Origin of the sequence: Pseudomonas sp. SCPG-7 (assembly GCF_002156405.1) — a bacterium.
Lineage (GTDB): Bacteria > Pseudomonadota > Gammaproteobacteria > Pseudomonadales > Pseudomonadaceae > Aquipseudomonas > Aquipseudomonas parakoreensis.
Genome location: NZ_MVOO01000003.1, coordinates 433,949 through 450,124, shown reverse-complemented (window position 1 = coordinate 450,124; position 16,176 = coordinate 433,949). Strand labels below are relative to the sequence as shown.

At 60.8% G+C, this 16,176-nt stretch carries 17 protein-coding genes; 13 read left to right on the top strand and 4 right to left on the bottom strand.

Features of this window, described 5'->3' with window-relative positions; all coding sequences use genetic code 11:
- The first annotated feature begins 30 nt into the window (after window positions 1-30).
- The 4 genes from B1722_RS09015 (at window position 31) to purT (ending at window position 2,734) form a co-directional block, all read left to right on the top strand.
- Window positions 31-555, top strand: coding sequence for a gamma carbonic anhydrase family protein (locus B1722_RS09015; protein ID WP_084321873.1), 525 nt, complete (start codon window positions 31-33; stop codon window positions 553-555).
- Window positions 552-761: a DUF1289 domain-containing protein gene (locus B1722_RS09010; RefSeq protein ID WP_007967801.1), complete on the top strand. Its 210-nt coding sequence runs from the start codon at window positions 552-554 to the stop codon at window positions 759-761. Before B1722_RS09015 ends, B1722_RS09010 begins: the two co-directional genes overlap by 4 nt.
- A gap of 224 nt (window positions 762-985) precedes the next feature.
- The gene (locus B1722_RS09005; protein ID WP_086792211.1) at window positions 986-1,453 is read left to right on the top strand and encodes a preQ0 transporter; all 468 of its coding nucleotides are present in this window, start codon (window positions 986-988) and stop codon (window positions 1,451-1,453) included.
- Between the two features lie 99 nt (window positions 1,454-1,552).
- On the top strand, window positions 1,553-2,734 hold the full coding sequence (gene purT, locus B1722_RS09000; protein ID WP_086792210.1) for a formate-dependent phosphoribosylglycinamide formyltransferase: 1,182 nt from the start codon (window positions 1,553-1,555) through the stop codon (window positions 2,732-2,734).
- A 114-nt stretch (window positions 2,735-2,848) separates the two neighbouring features.
- Here purT and B1722_RS08995 read toward each other — a convergent pair whose 3' ends face one another.
- The 3 genes from B1722_RS08995 to B1722_RS08980 all read right to left on the bottom strand — a co-directional run bounded on the left by B1722_RS08995 (window position 2,849) and on the right by B1722_RS08980 (window position 6,580).
- Window positions 2,849-4,165 carry an MFS transporter gene (locus B1722_RS08995; RefSeq protein WP_086792209.1) on the bottom strand — a complete coding sequence of 439 codons (1,317 nt, stop codon included), beginning with the start codon at window positions 4,163-4,165 and terminating at the stop codon, window positions 2,849-2,851.
- A 357-nt stretch (window positions 4,166-4,522) separates the two neighbouring features.
- Complete coding sequence (locus B1722_RS08985; protein ID WP_086792206.1) at window positions 4,523-5,755, bottom strand: HlyC/CorC family transporter; 1,233 nt, start codon at window positions 5,753-5,755, stop codon at window positions 4,523-4,525.
- A 12-nt stretch (window positions 5,756-5,767) separates the two neighbouring features.
- Window positions 5,768-6,580 carry an inner membrane protein YpjD gene (locus tag B1722_RS08980; RefSeq protein ID WP_041063136.1) on the bottom strand — a complete coding sequence of 271 codons (813 nt, stop codon included), beginning with the start codon at window positions 6,578-6,580 and terminating at the stop codon, window positions 5,768-5,770.
- Between the two features lie 195 nt (window positions 6,581-6,775).
- Between B1722_RS08980 and ffh the strand changes: the two genes are divergently transcribed.
- From ffh to B1722_RS08950, 6 genes are all read left to right on the top strand, one after another.
- On the top strand, window positions 6,776-8,152 hold the full coding sequence (gene ffh, locus B1722_RS08975; RefSeq protein ID WP_041063139.1) for a signal recognition particle protein: 1,377 nt from the start codon (window positions 6,776-6,778) through the stop codon (window positions 8,150-8,152).
- A 249-nt stretch (window positions 8,153-8,401) separates the two neighbouring features.
- Entirely contained in the window at window positions 8,402-8,653 is a 252-nt protein-coding gene (gene rpsP / locus B1722_RS08970) for a 30S ribosomal protein S16 (protein WP_003185073.1), read from the top strand.
- 5 nt (window positions 8,654-8,658) lie between these two features.
- A complete protein-coding gene (gene rimM / locus B1722_RS08965; RefSeq protein ID WP_041063145.1) occupies window positions 8,659-9,195 on the top strand; it encodes a ribosome maturation factor RimM in 537 nt (178 codons plus the stop codon).
- 3 nt (window positions 9,196-9,198) lie between these two features.
- A complete protein-coding gene (gene trmD, locus B1722_RS08960) occupies window positions 9,199-9,951 on the top strand; it encodes a tRNA (guanosine(37)-N1)-methyltransferase TrmD (RefSeq protein ID WP_003221981.1) in 753 nt (250 codons plus the stop codon).
- Between the two features lie 45 nt (window positions 9,952-9,996).
- Window positions 9,997-10,347, top strand: a complete 351-nt coding sequence (rplS, locus tag B1722_RS08955) for a 50S ribosomal protein L19 (RefSeq protein ID WP_003175895.1) — start codon at window positions 9,997-9,999, stop codon at window positions 10,345-10,347.
- 91 nt (window positions 10,348-10,438) lie between these two features.
- Complete coding sequence (locus tag B1722_RS08950; RefSeq protein ID WP_086792204.1) at window positions 10,439-10,852, top strand: acyl-CoA thioesterase; 414 nt, start codon at window positions 10,439-10,441, stop codon at window positions 10,850-10,852.
- Between the two features lie 106 nt (window positions 10,853-10,958).
- Here the strand turns inward: B1722_RS08950 and B1722_RS08945 are convergent, their stop codons facing one another.
- Window positions 10,959-12,767, bottom strand: a complete 1,809-nt coding sequence (locus B1722_RS08945; RefSeq protein WP_041063161.1) for a sodium:proton antiporter — start codon at window positions 12,765-12,767, stop codon at window positions 10,959-10,961.
- 108 nt (window positions 12,768-12,875) lie between these two features.
- Between B1722_RS08945 and xerD the strand changes: the two genes are divergently transcribed.
- The 3 genes from xerD to B1722_RS08930 all read left to right on the top strand — a co-directional run bounded on the left by xerD (window position 12,876) and on the right by B1722_RS08930 (window position 16,176).
- Window positions 12,876-13,772, top strand: coding sequence for a site-specific tyrosine recombinase XerD (gene xerD, locus B1722_RS08940; RefSeq protein WP_041063163.1), 897 nt, complete (start codon window positions 12,876-12,878; stop codon window positions 13,770-13,772).
- Between the two features lie 236 nt (window positions 13,773-14,008).
- Complete coding sequence (gene dsbC, locus B1722_RS08935; protein WP_007967782.1) at window positions 14,009-14,740, top strand: bifunctional protein-disulfide isomerase/oxidoreductase DsbC; 732 nt, start codon at window positions 14,009-14,011, stop codon at window positions 14,738-14,740.
- Between the two features lie 131 nt (window positions 14,741-14,871).
- Window positions 14,872-16,176, top strand: a complete 1,305-nt coding sequence (locus tag B1722_RS08930; protein ID WP_007908972.1) for a homoserine dehydrogenase — start codon at window positions 14,872-14,874, stop codon at window positions 16,174-16,176.

Genomic DNA, 16,176 nt, shown 5'->3' with positions numbered 1-16,176 from the left:
CCCGTCATCGTGAGCCCTGAGGAAAACAAGATGAAATACCGCCTGGGCGACGCCCGCGTCGAGACCCATCCACAGAGCTGGGTTGCACCCAATGCCGTGCTGGTGGGCAAGGTCAAGCTGGAAGAAGGCGCCAACGTCTGGTTCAACGCCGTGCTGCGCGGCGACAACGAGCTGATCCTGATCGGCAAGAACAGCAACGTCCAGGATGGCACGGTGATGCACACCGACATGGGCTATCCGCTGACCATCGGCACCGGCGTGACCATCGGCCATAACGCCATGCTGCATGGCTGCACCGTTGGCGACTACAGCCTGATTGGCATCAACGCGGTGATCCTCAACGGCGCGAAAATCGGCAAGAACTGCATCATCGGCGCCAATTCGCTGATCGGCGAAGGCAAGGAAATCCCCGATGGCTCGCTGGTGATGGGGTCGCCGGGCAAGGTCGTGCGTGAACTGACCGAGCCACAGAAGAAAATGCTCGAAGCCAGCGCCGCGCACTATGTGCACAATTCCCAGCGCTATGCGCGTGATCTGGTAGAGCAGGAAGCATGAACACGCCCGAAAGACCGGTTGCCTCGCCGTGCGTGAATATCTGTGCGCTGGATGAGGATGATATCTGCACCGGCTGCCAGCGCACGGTCGCGGAGATCACCCGCTGGGGCCGCATGACCAACGACGAGCGGCGGGTGGTGCTCGGCTTGTGTCATGAGCGGGCGAAAGCGAGTGGGTTGGTGTGGATGATCCCGGCCAAGCGCTGAGATATTGGTTGAAGTGCTTTTGTGGCGAGGGAGCTTGCTCCCGCTGGGTCGCGAAGCGCCCCCTCTTTTGCTCTTGAAAGCAGGGACTGCTGCGCAGCCCGGCGGGAGCAAGCTCCCTCGCCACAGGTAGTTCGCTTGCCAATACGCGTGTATACAATTTTCGATCGACTTGGCCGAACTCTCCTCCTCAAGTAACCTGTGCGCCAATTTCCCAGGTCGCCGCCATGATTTTCCTCATCGCCTACATCAGCAGCGTCGTGCTGATCAACTTCGCCTTCTCCACCGCGCCACACCTGGACATCATCTGGTCGGCCTGGGGCGGATTGGTGTTCGTGTTGCGCGACATGGTGCAAACCCGTTTCGGCCACGGTGCCATCGTGGCGATGCTGGTGGCGCTGGTGTTGTCCTACGTCACCTCGGATCCTTCCATCGCCCTGGCCAGCGCCACGGCGTTTGCGATCTCCGAATGCATCGACTGGCTGGTCTTCAGCATCACCAAACGGCCGCTGCGCGACCGCCTGTGGATCAGTTCGGCGCTGAGCATTCCCCTCGATACCTTCATCTTTTTCGGCATGATCGACCTGATGACGCCACCGGTGATCATCACCGCATTGGCCTCGAAGTTCGCTGGCGTCACTGCCGTCTGGCTGATCATGGCCTGGCGCGAGCGCAAACAGGCTGTCGCCAGCTGAGCCAAACCCTGCGGTTCATGTAAAATGCCGCGCTTTCTCCCCATGGAAAGCGCGTCTGGCGTTGCTTTCCTCGATGATCCGCTTCTTTGAGGACCTGAGATGACCCGTATCGGAACTCCATTGTCGCCGACCGCGACCCGCTTATTGCTGTGTGGCTGTGGTGAGTTGGGCAAGGAAGTGGTGATCGAGCTGCAACGCCTGGGCGTTGAAGTGATTGCCGTCGACCGTTACGCCAACGCGCCGGCCATGCAGGTGGCGCACCGCAGTCACGTGATCAACATGCTCGACGGCGCCGCGCTGCGTGCAGTCATCGAAGCCGAGAAGCCGCACTTCATCGTGCCGGAAATCGAAGCCATCGCCACCGCCACGCTGGTCGAGCTGGAAGCCGAAGGCTTCACCGTGATACCGACCGCCCGCGCCGCGCAATTGACCATGAACCGCGAAGGTATCCGTCGCCTGGCCGCTGAAGAGCTGGACCTGCCAACCTCGCCGTACCACTTTGCCGACACCTTCGAGGACTACAGCAAAGCCGTTCAGGATCTGGGCTTCCCGTGCGTGGTCAAGCCAGTCATGAGCTCGTCGGGCAAAGGCCAGAGCCTGCTGCGCAGCGCCGATGACGTGCAGAAAGCCTGGGATTACGCGCAAGAGGGCGGTCGCGCCGGCAAAGGTCGGGTGATCATCGAAGGCTTCATCGATTTCGACTACGAAATCACTCTGCTGACCGTGCGCCACATCGGCGGCACCACGTTCTGCGCACCGGTCGGTCACCGTCAGGAAAAGGGCGACTATCAGGAGTCCTGGCAGCCGCAGGCCATGAGCCCGATTGCCTTGGCTGAGTCCGAGCGCGTGGCCAAAGCCGTGACCGAGGCTCTGGGTGGTCGCGGGCTGTTCGGCGTCGAGTTGTTCATCAAGGGTGATCAGGTGTGGTTCAGCGAAGTCTCGCCGCGCCCGCACGACACCGGTCTGGTGACCCTGATTTCCCAGGATCTGTCGCAGTTCGCCCTGCACGCGCGCGCCATTCTCGGTCTGCCGGTGCCGCTGATCCGTCAGTTCGGCCCATCCGCTTCGGCGGTGATTCTGGTGGAAGGGCAGTCGACCCAGACCGCGTTCGCCAACCTTGGCGCAGCGCTGAGCGAGCCGGATACCGCACTGCGGCTGTTCGGCAAGCCTGAAGTCAACGGTCAGCGCCGGATGGGCGTGGCGCTGGCGCGGGATGAGTCGATTGAGGCGGCTCGTGCCAAGGCGACCCGTGCGGCTCAGGCTGTTGTTGTAGAGCTGTAAACCGAGGCGCGGCATTCGCGAGCAAGCTCGCTCCCACAGGTTTTTTGGTTGTGCACAAAATTTGTGATCAACCGAAAACCCTGTGGGAGCGGGCTTGCCCGCGATAGCGATCTATCAGGCAACCTGATTCAGATCGTTGCCACGCGTTTCCTTCAGGCACAGCACCGCAATCAGGCTGAGCACCGCTGCCGCCGACACATACCCGCCGACATAACTCAAACCGCCCATCGCCACCAGTTTCTGCGCAAAGAACGGTGCCGCCGAGGCGCCGACGATGCCGCCCAGATTGTAGGCCGCCGATGCGCCGGTATAGCGCACGTGGGTCGGAAACAGTTCCGGCAGCAGCGCGCCCATCGGGGCAAACGTCACGCCCATCAGGAACAGCTCGATGCACAGGAACAGCGCCACGCCCCAGGTCGAGCCCTGCGTCAGCAACGGCTCCATCAGGAATCCGGACAGGATCGCCAGCACACCGCCGACGATCAGCACCGGTTTGCGCCCGTAACGATCGCTGGCCCAGGCGGACAACGGTGTAGCCGCCGCCATGAACAGCACGGCAAAACACAGCAGTCCAAGAAACGTCTCACGGCTGTAGCCGAGGGTGGACACGCCGTAGCTCAGGGAAAACACCGTCGAGATGTAAAACAGCGCATAACACACGACCATCGCCGCCGCGCCGAGCAGGGTGGGCGCCCAGTATTGGCTGAACAGCTCGACCAGCGGCACTTTCACTCGCTCCTGACGGGCAATCGCGTTGGCGAACACCGGCGTTTCGTGAAGCTTGAGGCGTACATACAGACCGACCATCACCAGCACTGCGCTGAGCAGAAACGGAATCCGCCAGCCCCAGCTGCGGAACTGCTCGTCATTGAGGGTCATGGCCAGGGTCAGGAACAACCCATTGGCCGCGAGAAAACCGATCGAAGGCCCCAGTTGCGGGAACATGCCGAACCACGCCCGCTTGCCCTTCGGCGCATTCTCGGTGGCCAGCAACGCCGCGCCACCCCATTCGCCGCCCAGGCCCAACCCCTGACCGAAACGCAGCACGCACAACAGAATCGGTGCCCAGGCGCCAATGCTGTCGTAACCCGGCAGCACGCCGATCAGGGTGGTGCACACGCCCATCAGCAAGAGTGAAGCGACCAGCGTCGATTTGCGCCCGATGCGGTCACCGAAGTGGCCGAACAGCGCCGAACCCAGCGGTCGGGCGAGGAAGGCGATACCGAAAGTGAGAAACGCCGAGAGCATTTGCGCGGTGCCGGACGTCTGTGGAAAGAACACCGGTCCGATCACCAGTGCAGCGGCGGTGGCGTAGACATAGAAGTCGTAAAACTCGATGGCGGTGCCGATGAAGCTCGCCGTTGCCACGCGGGTGGCGGAGTTGGTCGGCTGGGCAGGCGCGGTGGCGCTGTAAGCGGTACTGGTCGTCATGCGGTGATCCCTGACAGTCATGGCTCCGTTGGAGCGAATTATTATGGTCGAGCACCCAGGGATGTGGGATGAGACGCGAGCGCTGTTTCGAGTAGGAACAGTCGTCGGGGTAGTGCGGAAAATGGCCGAAACCGCTTCAGTGCGGGGTAAGCACAGGGCTCGGCAGCGCTTGGGTAAGCGGCTCGATTATAGGAAGGGGGCTAACGATCAAACAAGAGCAAAAGATCGCAGCGGATTGACGTCGATTGATCTTCCTGTGGCGAGGGAGCTTGCTCCCGCTGGGTTGCGAAGCGACCCCAACACATTTACGGCCGCTGCGCGCCCGAGCGGGAGCAAGCTCCCTCGCCACAAAAGCGCTTAAACCTTGGCAGGCACCGAGCTCGTATGCCAGATCAGCACCTTGCTCACCCGGTTGTCCTCGGTCTCGAGAATCTCCAGTCGGTAGCGGCCGATCTTCAGGCACACCGCGCTGTCCGGAATGGTTTCCAGCGCCTCGGTTACCAGGCCGTTGAGGGTTTTCGGCCCGTCGCTCGGCAAATGCCAGCCCAGGCATTTGTTCAACTCGCGGATCGACGCAGTGCCGTCGATCACCATGCGCCCGTCGGGCTGCGGATGGATGTGCGGGTTGTCGAGGCTGTGCTCGCTTTCGAATTCTCCGACGATTTCTTCGAGAATGTCTTCCAGGGTGACGATGCCCAGCACTTCGCCGTACTCGTCCACCACCATGCCCAAGCGGCGTTGCTGCTTGTGGAAATTCAGCAGTTGCAGTTGCAGCGGCGTGCTTTCCGGGACGAAGTACGGTTCGTAGCTGGCGGCCAGCAGCGCTTCGCGAGTCAGTTGGCCATCGTTGAGCAGATGGCGGATCTGCCGGGTGTTGAGTACCGCTTCGACCTGGTTGATGTCGCTGTGGAACACCGGCAGGCGCGTGCGCTTGTTGTGGCGCAGTTGTTCGACGATCGCTTCGATCGAGTCGTCGAGGTTGATGCCGTCGACATCGCTGCGCGGCACCAGAATGTCGTTGACCGTGATGTTGTCCAGCGCATGGATTCCTGACACCGGGTGGGTGCGAGACGGATGTTCCGGGTCGTCGTTCGGGTCGGCAGGTTCTTCGTCTTCGCTTTGCTGCACCACCTGGGCTTTGCGCGCAAAGGGGCGCAGCAGCAAACCGCTGATGCGGCTCAGCAGCCAGGCCAGCGGATAAAGAATCTTCAGCGGAACGGCCAGCAGGGTATTGCCGAACGACAGCACTGCATCCGGATAGCGCTGGGCCACGGTGCGCGGAAAGTAGTCGGCAAACACCAGCAACACGGCACCGGCGCCGAGGCAGGCGGCCCACGGGCCGTTTTCTTCGCAAAGGAAGATTGCCAGCAGTGTGGCAATGACCACCGCGAGGGCGCGGCACAGGGTGTTGCACAGGATCAGACTGTCGAGCGGGAAGCTCAGCTTCGCCAGCGGCTTATCGCTGGCGCGCGAGGCGGTGCGTTGCGCGAGCAGGTGCTGCTGCGCGATTTCGACGGCGGTAAACAGCCCCGACCATAAAATCAGCAGGACAAATACCGCGACCATCGGCCCTATGGGCAAACCGTCCATTTATGCCGCCCGTCAGATGTGCAGGATGTATTCACGAACCAGTTTGCTGCCGAAATACGCCAACATCAGCAGGCAGAAACCGGCGAGGGTCCAGCGAATCGCCTTGTGACCGCGCCAGCCGAGGCGGTTGCGGCCCCACAGCAGCACGCTGAACACGATCCAGGCCAGGCACGCCAGCAGGGTCTTGTGCACCAGATGCTGGGCGAACAGGTTCTCGACGAACAGCCAGCCGGAGATCAGCGACAGCGACAGCAGCGTCCAGCCAGCCCAGAGGAAGCCGAACAACAGGCTTTCCATGGTTTGCAGCGGCGGGAAGTTCTTGATCAGGCCCGACGGGTGCTTGTGCTTGAGCTGGTGATCCTGCACCAGCAGCAACAAGGCCTGGAACACCGCGATGGTGAACATGCCGTAGGCGAGGATCGACAGCAGGATATGAGCGAGGATGCCCGGCTCTTCGTCGATGATCTGTACCGTGCCGGCCGGCGCGAACTGCGCCAGCAGCACCGTCGCCGCGCCGAGCGGGAACAGCAGCACCAGCAGGTTTTCCACCGGGATCCGCGAGCAGGCCAGCAGCGTCAGGGCGATGACGGCCGCGGCGATCAGGCTGGCGGCGCTGAAGAAGTCCAGGCCCAGGCCGATCGGGGTCAGCAGGTGAGTGAGCAGGCTGGCGCTGTGGGCGAGCACGGCGAGGATGCCGAGCGTAACCAGCAGGCGCTTGTTCGCCTTGGCGCCGGAGGCCAGGCGTGTGCCCTGATAAAGGGTCGCAGCGGCATAAAGAAGAGCGGCGGCGAGCGTGGTCAGCAAACTGGGTGACAAGGGGAGCATAAATCCTGTTAGGCAGGCCCGAAAGGCGCTGAGTTTGGCATAGAACCGCCACACCACGAAAGTGCGAGGTGTCCGCCCGACGCAGTCTTCGCTATAATCCGCGACCTGCCCACGCCGCAGGCTCGCCGAGCACATGTTGAATCCGGTCTGGGCCGCCATTATCCCGGTCTACACAGGGCCTGAAAGGATCGCGCAATGTTTGAAAACTTAACCGACCGTCTCTCGCAGACGCTGCGCCATGTCACCGGCAAGGCGAAGCTGACTGAAGACAATATCAAAGACACCCTGCGCGAAGTGCGCATGGCGTTGCTCGAAGCCGACGTCGCCCTGCCGGTGGTCAAGGACTTCGTCAATTCGGTCAAGGAGCGCGCTGTCGGCACCGAGGTGTCGCGCAGCCTGACGCCGGGCCAGGCATTCGTGAAGATCGTCCAGGCCGAACTCGAAAGCCTGATGGGCGCGGCCAACGAAGACTTGAACCTGAGCGCTGTGCCGCCCGCCGTCATTCTGATGGCCGGTCTGCAGGGTGCCGGTAAAACCACCACCGCCGGCAAGCTCGCGCGCTTCCTTAAAGAGCGCAAGAAGAAGTCGGTGATGGTCGTATCGGCGGACATCTACCGCCCGGCGGCTATCAAGCAGCTGGAAACCCTGGCCAACGACATCGGCGTGACGTTCTTCCCGTCCGATCTGAGCCAGAAGCCGGTCGACATCGCCAACGCGGCTATTAAAGAAGCAAAACTCAAATTCATCGATGTGGTCATCGTCGACACCGCCGGTCGTCTGCACATCGATGAAGAGATGATGGGCGAGATCAAGGCGCTGCACGCCGCGATCAAGCCGGTCGAAACCCTGTTCGTGGTCGACGCCATGACCGGTCAGGACGCCGCCAACACGGCCAAGGCCTTCGGTGATGCGCTGCCACTGACCGGTGTGATCCTGACCAAGGTCGACGGCGATGCCCGAGGCGGTGCGGCGCTGTCGGTACGCGCGATCACCGGCAAGCCGATCAAGTTCATTGGTATGGGCGAGAAGAGCGAAGCACTCGATCCGTTCCACCCTGAGCGTATCGCTTCGCGGATCCTCGGCATGGGTGACGTGCTCAGCCTGATCGAACAGGCTGAAGCGACCCTCGACAAGGACAAGGCCGACAAGCTGGCCAAGAAGCTGAAGAAGGGCAAGGGCTTCGACCTCGAAGACTTCCGCGATCAGCTGCAACAAATGAAGAATATGGGCGGCCTCGGCGGGCTCATGGACAAACTGCCGAGCATCGGCGGCGTCAACCTGTCGCAGATGGGCAATGCCCAGAACGCGGCAGAGAAACAGTTCAAGCAGATGGAAGCCATCATCAACTCCATGACCCCGGCCGAGCGCCGCGACCCTGAGCTGATCAGCGGTTCGCGCAAACGCCGGATCGCCATGGGTTCCGGCACCCAGGTGCAGGACATCGGTCGCTTGATCAAGCAGCACAAGCAGATGCAGAAGATGATGAAGAAATTCACCGCCAAGGGCGGTATGGCGAAAATGATGCGCGGCATGGGCGGTATGTTGCCCGGCGGCGGCATGCCAAAAATGTAAAGATCTCGCCGGTCGTCGCACCGGCGCAGACCCTGCAAGGACGCAGGATCAACAGCAAACCCGCACTCGGCGGGAGCTGACCGGCCGTTTTCATCAACGGCTCTATATGCAAATCCGCACGGCATGCCATAGGCGCCGGAAAAAGTCATTTGCAAAAGTCCGGATATTCCTTAGAATATGCGGCCTTTCGGGCACCCATGCCCGCTGTGCATTTAGATTTGCAGCACCGACTACAGGAACGATGTTCACATGCTAACAATCCGTCTTGCCCTTGGCGGCTCCAAAAAGCGCCCGTTTTACCACCTGACCGTAACCGACTCGCGTAACCCGCGTGACGGCTCCCACAAAGAACAGGTTGGCTTCTTCAACCCTGTTGCCCGTGGTCAGGAAATCCGTCTGTCCGTGAACCAAGAGCGCGTAGCCTACTGGCTGAGCGTTGGTGCACAGCCTTCTGAGCGTGTTGCTCAGTTGCTGAAGGAATCTGCCAAGGCTGCAGCCTGAGCAGTATGAGCGCGACGCCAGAAAAAGCTGATGACCTGATCGTTGTCGGCAAGATTTTTTCGGTTCACGGCGTTCGCGGCGAGGTGAAGGTCTTTTCCTTTACCGATCCGATTGAAAACCTGTTGGACTACCGCCACTGGACGCTTCGGCGCGAAGGCGTGGTGAAACAGGTCGAGCTGGTCAGCGGCCGGTCCACTCAAAAGGATCTGGTTGCCAAGCTCAAAGGCCTCGACGATCGCGATGAAGCCCGTCTTCTGAGCGGTTACGAGATTTGCATCTCGCGAAGCCTTTTGCCCAACCTGACAGGCAACGAGTACTACTGGTACCAGTTGCAGGGTCTGAGCGTCATCAACCAGGACGAGCAATTGTTCGGCAAGGTTGATCACCTGTTGGAGACCGGCGCGAACGATGTATTGGTGGTCAAGCCCTGCGCGGGCAGCCTGGATGATCGTGAGCGGTTGTTGCCCTACACGGAGCAATGCGTGCTGACAATCGATCTGGATGCAGGCGTGATGAGGGTGGAATGGGACGCGGACTTCTAAGCAATGGCCAGCCTGCGCGTAGACGTCATAACGTTGTTCCCCGAGATGTTCTCGGCCATCAGTGAGTACGGCATTACCAGTCGTGCGGTCAAACAGGGGCTGTTGCAGCTGACCTGTTGGAATCCGCGGGATTACACGACGGATCGGCATCACACTGTGGACGATCGCCCGTTTGGCGGTGGTCCGGGCATGGTGATGAAGATCAAGCCCCTGGAAGATGCTCTGGTTCAGGCCAAGGCAGCAGCCGGGGAGGCGGCGAAGGTGATTTACCTGTCCCCCCAAGGCCGTCAACTGACTCAGTCGGCGGTACGCGAGTTGGCAAAATCGGATGCATTGATCCTGATTGCCGGCCGCTATGAAGGCATTGACGAGCGCTTTATTGAGGCTCATGTCGATGAAGAGTGGTCGATTGGTGACTATGTATTGTCTGGCGGCGAGCTGCCGGCCATGGTCATGATCGATGCGGTTACACGACTGCTGCCCGGAGCTTTAGGGCATGCGGATTCCGCTGAGGAAGATTCCTTTACGGATGGTCTGCTGGATTGCCCGCACTACACCCGACCTGAGGTGTATGCGGATCAGCGTGTTCCCGACGTGTTGCTAAGTGGCAATCACGCGCATATCCGGCGTTGGCGTTTACAGCAGTCCCTTGGTCGGACCTATGAACGACGCGCCGATCTTCTGGAAAGCCGCTCGCTTTCTGGAGAAGAGAAGAAGCTGCTCGAGGAATACATCCGCGAGCGGGACGATAGTTAACAACGTATCGATGGTAGATCAGTTGATTTACCTTAGGAGCACAGCATGACCAACAAAATCATCCTTGCACTCGAAGCAGAGCAGATGACCAAAGAAATCCCTACCTTTGCCCCAGGCGACACCATTGTCGTTCAGGTGAAAGTGAAGGAAGGCGATCGTTCCCGTCTGCAAGCGTTCGAAGGCGTTGTCATCGCCAAGCGTAACCGCGGCGTGAACAGTGCGTTCACCGTTCGTAAAATCTCCAACGGTGTTGGCGTAGAACGTACTTTCCAGACCTACTCCCCGCAGATCGACAGCATGGCTGTCAAACGTCGCGGTGACGTACGTAAAGCCAAGCTGTACTACCTGCGCGACCTGTCGGGTAAAGCAGCTCGCATCAAGGAAAAACTGGCTTAAGTCCAGCTTCCGATGCAGAAAAAAGCAGCCTACGGGCTGCTTTTTTGTTGCCTGTAATTTATCCACAGCATTTTTGTTTCAGGCCAGAACCATGACCACCCGCGATCAGGAAATCCAGCGCCGCACCGAACTCTCGGTAACGCGCGTGACCAAAGCCGTCTTCCCGCCGACCAGCAACCATCACAACACCCTGTTCGGCGGCACCGCGCTGGCGTGGATGGACGAAGTGTCGTTCATCACCGCCACACGCTTCTGCCGTCTGCCTTTGGTGACTGTGTCCACCGACCGGATTGACTTCAATCATGCGATCCCGGCTGGTTCGATCGTCGAGCTGGTAGGGCGGGTGATCAAAGTCGGCAACACCAGTCTCAAGGTTGAAGTGGAAGTGTTTGTCGAGAGCATGAGCTGCGATGGTCGCGAGAAGGCCATTCATGGGCAGTTCAGCTTTGTCGCTATTGATGATGACAAGCGGCCGGTGCCGGTGCTGCCTGGGTTTGCAGCCTGATCCGGAACCGAGTCGCGGCATTCGTGAGCACGCTCGCTCCCACAGGTTCTGTGTTGGACACAATTTCCGATCACAGTGGGAGCGAGCCTGCTCGCGAAGCGTCAGATCAGACGCCGCTGGCCTCCGGCTGAATCAGCGCCAACAAAGTCCACCCGGATCCCGGTTTCACAGCAGTCTCCGGCGTCACCACGTGCACCCACCCGCTGTCATCGCGCATGAACAGCAGCGTCGCCCGATTGCCATGCAATGCCTGGTAATCCTCCCAACCGAACCCGTCCGTCAGCGTCGTGCTGTAGACCTCGGCGCCGTTGCTGATCAGGCTGGCCAGCTTGGCATAGGTCAGCGCCTCGCTGCCCAGCTGATTACCGCGATGCTCCAGACTCGCGCGATGCTTGTCAGTGCGACGAGTTTCCTGACCGCTGGCCAGACCGAACAAACGCTGGTGACCAAAGTCGTGGCGAAAGCGCATTGCCGCCAAAGTATTCAATTCGCCCGAGGGCGATAGCGCCAATAGATGCCCCAGCCCCACCAGATCCAGATGCGCATCGGCATGCTGCGATGCCGGGTTGCCAAAGTACGTTGGCAACCCCTCCATACGCGCCGCACGAATATTCTCCCAGCTCGAATCGGTCAACAGTACGCGGCTGCCCAGTTGCTGCAATGACTTGCCCAGCAACCGCGCTGGGCCGTTGGCGCCGACGATCAGGAAGCCGCTCGGTGCCGGTTCAGCGACGTTCAGCAAGCGTGCCAGTGGCCGAGCGGTTGCACTTTGCAGCACCACGGTGCCGATGATCACCGCGAAAGTCAGCGGCACCAGCAGCAGCGCACCTTCGTGCCCGGCTTGATCCAGACGAATCGCGAAAATCGCCGACACCGCTGCCGCCACGATCCCGCGCGGGGCGATCCAGCACAGCAAGGCGCGTTCACGCCAGCTCAGGCTGGAGCCAGCAGTGCTCAACAGCACGTTCAGCGGACGCGCGATCAGTTGAATCACCAGCAGCAGAATCAGCACCAACGGCCCGAGGCTGATCAGTGCATGCAGATCCAGCCGCGCCGCCAGCAGAATGAACAGTCCGGAAATCAGCAAAACGCTCAGGTTTTCCTTGAAGTGCAGGATGTGCCGCACATCCACGCCCTTCATGTTCGCCAGCCACATGCCCATCAGCGTCACCGCCAACAGACCGGACTCATGCATCACCTGGTTGGCAGCAATGAAAATCCCCAACACCGCCGCCAGCGAGGCGAGGTTGTGCAGGTATTCCGGCAGCCATTGGCGACGGATGATGGTGCCGAGCACCCAGCCGCCGACCACCCCGAATACGCTGCCGCAGGCAATCACGCCGCCGAAGGTCAGCAGGCTCTGTTCGAGGCCGTTACCCTCGGAGCGGGCGATGATGAAGCTGTAGACCACCACCGCAAGCAGGGCGCCGATCGGGTCGATGACGATGCCTTCCCAGCGCAGGATGTTGGCGATCGAGGCTTTCGGTCGCACCACCCGCAGCATCGGCACGATCACCGTCGGCCCGGTCACCAGCGTCAGGCTGCCGAACAGAATTGCCAGCAACCAGTCGAAGCCGAGCAGGAAGTGGGTCGCGACGGCAATCACCACCCAGGTCGTGAGTGCGCCGATTGTCACCAGCCGATGCACGACGCTGCCGATCTCGCGCCATTCCGACAGGTGCAGGGTCAGACTGCCCTCAAACAGGATCAACGCGACCGCCAGCGACACCAGCGGCATCAGCAACGGGCCGAACATTTCCTGCGGGTCGAGCCAGCCCAGCACCGGCCCGGCGAGAATCCCGGTCAGCAACAGAAACAGAATCGCCGGCAGCTTCAGGCGCCACGCCAGCCACTGGCAACCCAGCGCCGCGGCGCCGATCCCGCCAAATGCCAAGAGAATTTGCTGCTCGTTCATTGATGCTCCCTGTTCCTTGAATTAGCGGGCTATGAAAGACTAGCGGCCATTCCTACAGTTCACTCTACATTTGCGCACGGCCCCGGAGGTTGTGTGTCTTGAGCGCCCATGCCTGCCATCGACCATCCGCTGATTGACCAATTCCTCGACGCCCTGTGGCTGGAAAAAGGCCTGTCCGACAACACCCGCGGCGCCTACCGCAGCGATCTGGCGCTGTTCAACGGCTGGCTGCAGGAGAAAAACCTCGAGCTGATCAATGCTGGTCGTGAGTTGATCCTCGATCACCTGTCCTGGCGCCTGGAGCAGAACTACAAGCCGCGTTCCACCGCCAGATTTCTTTCCGGTGTGCGTGGTTTTTATCGCTATCTGCTGCGAGAAAAGCTGATTACGGTCGATCCGACCTTGCGCGTCGACATGCCGCAGCTGGGTCGGCCTTTACCCAAATCATTGTCGGAAGCCGACGTCGAGGCGCTGCTCAAGGCGCCGGATCTGAGCGAAGCCATCGGCCAGCGTGATCGCGCCATGCTTGAGGTGCTGTACGCCTGTGGTCTGCGGGTGACCGAACTGGTCAGTCTGACGCTGGAGCAGGTCAACCTGCGTCAGGGCGTGTTGCGGGTGATGGGCAAGGGCAGCAAGGAGCGCCTGGTGCCGATGGGCGAGGAGGCGATTGTCTGGGTCGAACGCTACCTGCGCGATGGCCGAAGCGAGCTGCTGGGCGGGCGCCCCAGCGATGTGCTGTTCCCCAGCCAGCGCGGCGAACAGATGACGCGCCAGACCTTCTGGCACCGGATCAAGCATTGGGCCAAGGTCGCCGGGATCGGCAAATCGCTGTCACCGCACACCTTGCGTCACGCCTTCGCCACGCACCTGCTCAACCACGGCGCCGACCTGCGGGTGGTGCAGATGTTGCTCGGGCACAGTGATTTGTCGACGACGCAGATTTACACCCATGTCGCCCGCGCCCGTCTGCAAGACCTGCATGCCAAACACCACCCAAGAGGCTGATTGCCCCCCCCTGTAGGAGCTGCCGAAGGCTGCGATCCTTTGATCTTGCTTGTGATTCCAAAAGCAAAGTCAAAAGATCGCAGCCTTCGGCAGCTCCTACATGTCTTGTGTCAGGCGCATTCGGCCATGCGAGCCTTATGTGGTAGGCTTTGCCGGTTTGCACGATGGACGGTTATGACCCGGTGTTCCGGCACGGGCGTTCTGACCGTTTCATTTGTCCGCCTTCAGGAGTTCTCATGCGTCTGACCCAGATTTTCGCCGCCGCAGCCATTGCGTTGGTCAGCACCTTTGCCGTCGCCGATGACGCGGCCGACAAAGCCATTCGTCAAAGCCTGGAAAAACTCGAACTCGAGGTTCCGGTAGAAAGCATCAGTGCCAGCCCGTTGCCGGGCATGTATGAAGTCAAACTCAAGGGCAGCCGCGTGCTGTACGCCAGCGCTGACGGCCAGTACATCGTTCAGGGCTACCTGTTCCAGCTCAAGGACGGCAAACCGGTCAACCTGACCGAGAAGACCGAGCGTCTGGGCATCTCCAAACTGATCAACGCCATTCCGGTGGCCGAAACCGTGGTGTATCCGGCGGTGGGCGAGACCAAATCGCACATCACCGTGTTCACCGACACCACCTGCCCGTACTGCCACAAACTGCACGCCGAAGTGCCCGAGCTGAACAAGCGCGGTATCGAAGTGCGTTACGTGGCGTTCCCGCGTCAGGGCCTCGGCTCACCGGGTGACGAGCAACTGCAGGCCGTGTGGTGCTCGACCGACAAGAAAGCCGCCATGGACAAAATGGTCGATGGCAAGGAAATCAAGGCCGCCAAGTGCGCGAACCCGGTTTCCAAACAGTTCGCTTTGGGTCAGTCGATCGGCGTGAACGGCACACCGGCCATCGTTTTGGCCGACGGACAAGTCATTCCGGGCTACCAGCCGGCGCCACAAGTCGCCAAACTGGCGCTGGGCGCCAAGTAATTCGCATCGTCACGGTCCGCCGTTGACGATCATGGTCCGGCAGCAGCATCGCCGGGCCATTAATAGAGAGCCGCGAACACGCGGTTGTTTTCCGGCCGACCTTGCGTCGGCCGTTTCATGGGGAGTTCACAGTGAATCCGGTCAAAGTAGGCATCTGTGGGTTAGGGACCGTCGGTGGCGGTACCTTCAACGTACTTCAGCGCAACGCCGAGGAAATTGCTCGTCGTGCCGGGCGTGGGATCGAAGTGGCACAAATTGCCATGCGCACGCCAAAGCCTCAGTTCCAGACGACCGGTATTGCGATTACCAACGATGTCTTCGAAGTGGCCACGAACCCTGAGATCGACATCGTCATAGAGCTGATGGGCGGCTACACCGTTGCCCGCGAGCTGGTACTCAAGGCCATCGAGAATGGCAAGCATGTGGTCACCGCGAACAAGGCACTGATCGCCGTTCACGGTAATGAGATTTTCGCCAAGGCACGCGAGAAAGGCGTGATCGTGGCGTTCGAAGCGGCCGTGGCCGGTGGCATTCCGGTGATCAAGGCGATCCGTGAAGGCCTGTCTGCCAACCGCATCAATTGGGTGGCCGGGATCATCAACGGTACCGGTAACTTCATCCTCACCGAAATGCGCGAGAAGGGTCGCACCTTCGAAGACGTGCTGGCCGAAGCGCAAGCGCTGGGCTACGCCGAAGCCGATCCGACCTTCGACGTCGAAGGCATCGACGCCGCGCACAAACTGACGATTCTGGCTTCCATCGCGTTCGGCATTCCGCTGCAATTCGACAAGGCCTACACCGAAGGCATCACCAAGCTGACCACCGCTGACGTGAACTACGCCGAAGCGCTGGGCTACCGCATCAAGCACCTCGGTGTAGCGCGCAGCACCGCTGCCGGTATCGAGCTGCGCGTACACCCGACGCTGATCCCAGCGGATCGTCTGATCGCCAACGTCAACGGCGTGATGAACGCCGTGATGGTCAACGGTGACGCTGCCGGCTCGACCCTGTTCTACGGCGCTGGCGCCGGCATGGAGCCGACCGCTTCGTCGGTGATCGCCGACCTCGTGGACGTGGTTCGCGCGATGACCTCCGATCCGGAAAACCGCGTACCGCACCTGGCCTTCCAGCCGGACTCGCTGTCGGCCCATCCGATCCTGCCGATCGAGGCCTGCGAAAGTGCCTACTACCTGCGCATTCAGGCCAAGGACCATCCGGGCGTTCTGGCTCAGGTGGCAAGCATCCTTTCGGAGCGCGGTATCAACATCGAGTCGATCATGCAGAAGGAAGTCGAAGAGCATGACGGTCTGGTACCGATGATCCTGCTGACCCACCGCGTGGTCGAGCAGCGTATCAACGATGCGATCGCTGCCCTCGAAGCCCTGGCCGGCGTGAATGGTCCGGTTGTGCGGATCCGCGTCGAGCACCTGAACTAA

Excerpts from the sequence above, each read along its gene's own strand:
- B1722_RS08945 (WP_041063161.1), bottom strand. The coding sequence starts at position 12,767 with ATGAACGAGCAGCAAATTCTCTTGGCATTTGGCGGGATCGGCGCCGCG.
- rpsP (WP_003185073.1), top strand. The coding sequence starts at position 8,402 with ATGCTAACAATCCGTCTTGCCCTTGGCGGCTCCAAAAAGCGCCCGTTT.
- B1722_RS08985 (WP_086792206.1), bottom strand. The coding sequence starts at position 5,755 with ATGGACGGTTTGCCCATAGGGCCGATGGTCGCGGTATTTGTCCTGCTG.
- rimM (WP_041063145.1), top strand. The coding sequence starts at position 8,659 with ATGAGCGCGACGCCAGAAAAAGCTGATGACCTGATCGTTGTCGGCAAG.
- trmD (WP_003221981.1), top strand. The coding sequence starts at position 9,199 with ATGGCCAGCCTGCGCGTAGACGTCATAACGTTGTTCCCCGAGATGTTC.
- B1722_RS08995 (WP_086792209.1), bottom strand. The coding sequence starts at position 4,165 with ATGACGACCAGTACCGCTTACAGCGCCACCGCGCCTGCCCAGCCGACC.
- purT (WP_086792210.1), top strand. The coding sequence starts at position 1,553 with ATGACCCGTATCGGAACTCCATTGTCGCCGACCGCGACCCGCTTATTG.
- B1722_RS08950 (WP_086792204.1), top strand. The coding sequence starts at position 10,439 with ATGACCACCCGCGATCAGGAAATCCAGCGCCGCACCGAACTCTCGGTA.
- dsbC (WP_007967782.1), top strand. The coding sequence starts at position 14,009 with ATGCGTCTGACCCAGATTTTCGCCGCCGCAGCCATTGCGTTGGTCAGC.
- B1722_RS08980 (WP_041063136.1), bottom strand. The coding sequence starts at position 6,580 with ATGCTCCCCTTGTCACCCAGTTTGCTGACCACGCTCGCCGCCGCTCTT.
- rplS (WP_003175895.1), top strand. The coding sequence starts at position 9,997 with ATGACCAACAAAATCATCCTTGCACTCGAAGCAGAGCAGATGACCAAA.
- xerD (WP_041063163.1), top strand. The coding sequence starts at position 12,876 with ATGCCTGCCATCGACCATCCGCTGATTGACCAATTCCTCGACGCCCTG.
- B1722_RS09010 (WP_007967801.1), top strand. The coding sequence starts at position 552 with ATGAACACGCCCGAAAGACCGGTTGCCTCGCCGTGCGTGAATATCTGT.
- ffh (WP_041063139.1), top strand. The coding sequence starts at position 6,776 with ATGTTTGAAAACTTAACCGACCGTCTCTCGCAGACGCTGCGCCATGTC.
- B1722_RS09005 (WP_086792211.1), top strand. The coding sequence starts at position 986 with ATGATTTTCCTCATCGCCTACATCAGCAGCGTCGTGCTGATCAACTTC.
- B1722_RS09015 (WP_084321873.1), top strand. The coding sequence starts at position 31 with ATGAAATACCGCCTGGGCGACGCCCGCGTCGAGACCCATCCACAGAGC.